This is a genomic window from Pseudomonas agronomica, from assembly GCF_025917275.1.
GTDB classification, from domain to species: Bacteria; Pseudomonadota; Gammaproteobacteria; order Pseudomonadales; family Pseudomonadaceae; genus Aquipseudomonas; species Aquipseudomonas agronomica.
In genome coordinates, this window is sequence record NZ_JAOSHO010000353.1 from 1 (window position 1) to 5,466 (window position 5,466).

General features: G+C 61.2%; 3 protein-coding genes. All 3 read left to right on the forward strand.

Features of this window, described 5'->3' with window-relative positions; all coding sequences use genetic code 11:
- Positions 1–162 precede the first annotated feature (162 nt).
- The 3 genes from OC610_RS20310 (at position 163) to OC610_RS20320 (ending at position 5,338) form a co-directional block, all read left to right on the forward strand.
- On the forward strand, positions 163–1,452 hold the full coding sequence (locus tag OC610_RS20310) for a GGDEF domain-containing protein (protein ID WP_030139256.1): 1,290 nt from the start codon (positions 163–165) through the stop codon (positions 1,450–1,452).
- Between the two features lie 91 nt (positions 1,453–1,543).
- On the forward strand, positions 1,544–3,340 hold the full coding sequence (locus tag OC610_RS20315; protein WP_264430213.1) for an acyl-CoA dehydrogenase C-terminal domain-containing protein: 1,797 nt from the start codon (positions 1,544–1,546) through the stop codon (positions 3,338–3,340).
- Between the two features lie 219 nt (positions 3,341–3,559).
- A complete protein-coding gene (locus OC610_RS20320) occupies positions 3,560–5,338 on the forward strand; it encodes an acyl-CoA dehydrogenase C-terminal domain-containing protein (RefSeq protein ID WP_264430214.1) in 1,779 nt (592 codons plus the stop codon).
- Positions 5,339–5,466 lie beyond the last annotated feature (128 nt).

The following is a 5,466-nucleotide window of genomic DNA, read 5'->3' on the forward strand; positions in this document are numbered from 1 at the left end:
GCTCCCTCGCCACAGGAGGGGCGCGGTGATTCTGAAACAATATTCATCCAATCCAACCCTAAGAAAACTTCCCCCCCTGCCGTTACAGCGATGGCAGTGTGACATCGGTCACGCCTCGCATGCACAATGCCATCTTTGATCAGCCGGGTCGGAGCTTTACCCTTGCCGCGTTCTTCCGCTGTACGCCTGAGCCATTTCCTACCGTCACTGCTGCTGTTGTTGTCGGGGCTTGCGGCTGCCTACGTCAAGGATCTCAACGTCTTCTTCACCTCCTTGTTCAATGTGCTTCCTACGTTGGTGTTGCTATTGGGAGGTGCGTATTGCGCCGTCTACCGACGTCAGCGCGAGCTGTTTCTGATGGTCACTGTGTACATCGCCTACTTCCTGCTGGACACCCAAACCGATTTTTACCGCGATAACGGCAAGGTGCGTGAAGACGCGGCGGTGGTATTCCACCTCGTCTGCCTGCTGCTGCCGCTGTTGTTCGGGCTGTTCGCGGCGTGGCAGGAGCGCACCCATTTGTTCCAGGACATGGTGGCCCGGTTCGCGGTGTTGCTGGTCTTCGGCAGCGTGGCCCTGGCCCTGGAGCAAAGTTTCCCCCAGCCGTTGCTGTTGTGGCTTTCGGAGATCCGCTGGCCCGCGTTGCACGGCGCCTGGATGAGCCTGATCCAATTGTCCTACCCAATGTTCGCCGCCGCGTTCCTGCTGCTGGCCTGGCAATACTGGCGCAACCCCCGGCCGCTGCACGCGGCGCAATTGGTGGGGCTGCTTGGCTTGTTCTGGATGCTGCCGAAAACCTTCATCCTGCCGTTCACCCTGAACATCATGTGCAGCCAAGTGATGTTGATGATCGCCGCCGCGGTTGCCCACGAGGCTTATCAAATGGCCTTCCGCGACGAACTCACCGGCCTGCCGGGCCGCCGGGCATTGAACGAACGCATGCAGCGCCTGGGGCGCAACTATGTGTTGGCGATGAGCGACGTCGATCATTTCAAGAAATTCAACGACACCCACGGCCACGACGTCGGCGACCAGGTGCTGCGCCTGGTGGCCAGCAAACTGTCGAAAATCGGCGGTGGCGGTAGGGCGTATCGCTACGGCGGCGAGGAATTCGCCTTGGTGTTCGCAGGCAAGACCATCGACGAGTGCATGCCCCATCTGGAGGTCATCCGCCAATCCATCGAGACGTACGCGATTCAACTGCGCAATCCCGACAGCCGCCCCCAGGACGATCAACAAGGGCGCCAGCGTCGCGCCGGTGCCGGCGCCTCCAGCGTTTCGGTGACCGTGAGCATCGGCGTGGCCGAGCGCATCGAGCAGCGTACGCCCGAAGAGGTGCTCAAATCGGCGGACCAGGCGCTCTATAACGCCAAGGGCGCGGGTCGAAATTGTGTGATCGCCTTCGGCCAGAATCGTCGCGGCGCGGTGCGCATGGAAGCCGCCGCGGGTTGAGTGATGATGGCGCATTCAGCGTCTGGACTGTGATTGTGAGGCTTGATGGCCGGCAGTAGGTTGGAACGATCTGCTACCGGAGAAAACCACCATGCCCGAGTACAAAGCCCCCCTGCGCGACATGCGCTTCTTGATCGACCACGTCTTCGATTTCCATGGCCGCTATGCCGAACTGGGTGCCAGCGATGCCAGTCCGGATATGGTCAGCGCCATCCTCGAGGAAGGCGCCCGGTTCTGCGAGAACGTGCTGGCGCCGCTCAATCGCCCAGGTGACGAAGAGGGCTGCCATTTCGACAGCGGTGTGGTGACGACACCTACAGGGTTCAAGCAGGCTTTCGCACAGTATGTGGAAGGCGGCTGGCATGGCCTCGCGGCGGACCCGGCCTATGGTGGCCAGGGCCTGCCCAGTTCCCTGGGGTTGGTCATCAGCGAAATGATCGGGTCGAGCAACACGTCCTGGGGCATGTATCCCGGCCTGACCCACGGGGCCATGTCGGCCATCCACGCCCATGGCACCGAGGAACAGAAGCAGACCTACCTCAGCAAACTCACCGCCGGCCAGTGGACCGGCACCATGTGCCTGACCGAAGCCCACTGCGGCACCGATCTAGGCATCATCAAGACCCGCGCCGTGCCTCAGGCTGACGGCAGTTACGCAGTGACTGGCAGCAAGATCTTCATCAGCGCCGGCGAGCACGACATGAGCGACAACATCATTCACCTGGTGCTCGCCAAGCTGCCGGATGCGCCGGCCGGCACCAAGGGCATCTCGTTGTTCATCGTGCCGAAGTTCCTGCCGGACGCGACGGGCGAGGCCGGGGAGCGCAATGGCGTTTCCTGCGGGTCGATCGAGCACAAGATGGGCATCAAGGCCTCGGCCACCTGCGTGCTGAATTTCGACGGGGCCAGGGGTTTCCTGATCGGCGAGGCGAACAAGGGCCTCAATTGCATGTTCACCATGATGAACCACGCCCGTCTCGGCACCGGCATGCAGGGCCTGTGTTTGGGCGAGGCGAGCTTCCAGGGCGCGATCAAGTACGCCAACGATCGTTTGCAGATGCGTTCGCTGACTGGCCCCAAGGCACCGGAAAAAGTCGCCGATCCGATCATCGTCCACCCCGACGTGCGTCGAATGCTGTTGACGATGAAAGCCTTCAACGAAGGCAACCGGGCGCTGACCTATTTCACCGCGCAATTGCTCGACACCGCGCACCTGAGCAGCGACGAAACCGCCCGCCAGGAGGCCGAAGACTTGTTGGCTTTTCTCACGCCAATCTGCAAAGCCTTCATGACCGACACCGGACTGGAGGTGACCAACCATGGCATGCAGGTGTTTGGCGGCCACGGTTTTATCCGCGAATGGGGCATGGAGCAACTGGTGCGCGACTGTCGGATCGCGCCGATCTATGAGGGCACCAATGGCATCCAGGCCCTGGACCTGCTGGGGCGCAAGGTCCTGGGCAGTCAGGGCAAGTTATTGCGCGGCTTCACCGAAGTCGTCCATAAATTCTGCGCCGCCAATGCCGGGCATCCGCAGCTCGACGGATACGTTGCGCAGCTCGATGGGCTCAACCGGCAGTGGGGTGAACTGACGACCCAGGTTGGCATGGCGGCCATGAAAAACCCCGATGAGGTAGGGGCTGCCTCGGTGGATTACCTGATGTACAGCGGCTACATCATCCTGGCCTATCTGTGGCTGCGGATGGCGTTGGTGGCCCAGGCGCAACTCGACAGCGGCCAGGGCGACGCGGATTTTTGCCGGGCGAAGCTGGCGACAAGCGAGTTCTATTTCAAGCGCCTGCTGCCGCGCACGACCGCTCATCGGGCCGCCGTCGAGGCCGGGAGCGAATGCCTGATGAAGTTGCCGGCGGCGTTGTTTGCGCTTTGACCCAAGGGAAATCCCAAAGATCGCAGGCTTCGCCAGCTCCTACAGGGGATACGCTTTTCCATGAAGGAGCCGGCGAAGCCTGCGATCTTTGTGGTGACTAAAAATAACAAAACAGTCATGGGTTGACCCTATGTGTCGCAAAAGTTGTTGGGGTACACTCTGGTCCATTGCGAAACCGCTTTCCTACGAACCAATTGTTTAGATCCTGCGAGGTTTGCCATGGCTGACTACAAAGCGCCCCTGCGCGATATGCGCTTCGTCCTCAATGAAGTGTTCGAGGTCGCGAAACTCTGGGCCCAATTGCCGGCGCTGGCCGAGACCGTGGACGCTGAAACTGTCGAAGCGATTCTCGAAGAAGCCGGAAAGGTCACCAGTAAAAGCGTCGCCCCCCTCAGCCGTGCGGCTGACGAAGAGGGTTGTCACTGGGCCGACGGCGCCGTCACCACGCCGGCAGGTTTCCCACAGGCCTACAAGACTTATGCCGAAGGCGGTTGGGTCGGCGTTGGCGGTGATCCGGCTTATGGCGGCATGGGCATGCCCAAGGCCGTTTCGGCCCAGGTCGAAGAAATGGTCAACTCGGCCAGCCTGTCCTTCGGCCTGTATCCGATGCTGACCGCCGGGGCTTGCCTGTCGATCAACGCCCATGCAAGCGAAGCATTGAAAGCGGCGTATCTGCCGAACATGTACGCCGGTGTCTGGGCCGGTTCCATGTGCCTGACCGAGCCTCACGCCGGTACCGACCTGGGGATCATCCGCACCAAGGCGGAGCCCCAGGCCGACGGTTCCTACAAGGTCAGCGGTACGAAGATTTTCATCACCGGCGGCGAACACGACCTCACCGAAAACATCATCCACCTGGTGCTGGCGAAACTGCCAGACGCCCCGGCCGGACCGAAAGGCATCTCGCTGTTCCTGGTGCCCAAGTTCATGGTCAATGCCGACGGCAGCCTGGGCGCGCGCAACGCGGCTAACTGCGGGTCGATCGAACACAAGATGGGTATCCAGGCGTCCGCCACGTGCGTGATGAACTTCGACGAGGCCGTGGGTTATCTGGTCGGCGAGCCAAACAAAGGCCTGGCGGCGATGTTCACCATGATGAACTACGAGCGTCTGGGCGTGGGTATCCAGGGCTTGGCCACCGGCGAGCGTTCCTATCAGAACGCCATTGAATACGCCCGCGACCGCCTGCAAAGCCGCTCGCCAACCGGCGCGCAGAACAAGGACAAGATCGCCGACCCGATCATCGTCCACCCGGACGTGCGTCGCATGCTGCTGACCATGAAAGCCTCGAACGAGGGTGGCCGCGCCTTCTCCACTTACGTCGCGATGCAGTTGGATACCGCGAAGTTCAGCGAAGACCCCGCCACCCGCAAGCGCGCGGAAGACCTGGTCGCGCTGTTGACCCCCGTCGCCAAGGCCTTCCTCACTGACCTGGGCCTGGAAACCACCGTTCACGGCCAGCAGATCTTTGGCGGTCACGGCTACATTCGCGAATGGGGCCAGGAGCAACTGGTGCGCGACGTGCGCATCACGCAGATCTACGAAGGTACCAACGGTATCCAGGCGCTGGACCTGGTGGGACGCAAGATCGTCGGCAGTGGCGGGGCGTTCTATAAATTGTTCGCCGATGAGATTCGCCATTTCACCGCCACGGCAAGCAGCGAGTTGTCGGAGTTCACCAAGCCGTTGAACGATGCCGTCGGCACGCTGGACGAACTGACCGAATGGCTGCTCGATCGGGCGAAAAACAACCCGAACGAAATCGGCGCAGCGTCGGTGGAATACCTCCAGGCATTTGGCTACACCGCATACGCCTACATGTGGGCGCTCATGGCCAGGGCGGCCCTGGGCAAGGAAAGCCAGGATGATTTCTATGCCAGCAAGCTGGGCACGGCGCGATTCTACTTCGCCCGCCTGTTGCCGCGGATCCATTCCCTGAGCGCTTCGGTGAAGGCCGGCAGTGAGTCGTTGTTCCTGCTGGAACCGGGCCAATTCTGAAATGTATCGTCATGTAAGCAAATGCTTACATGACGTGCTGGCGATCTCCCTCTATCGTCCGATTGGATCCAGGGCTAATCTAGCTTCCATGGACGTAGCGCAGGACGCGCAAAGTAACAACACGGACA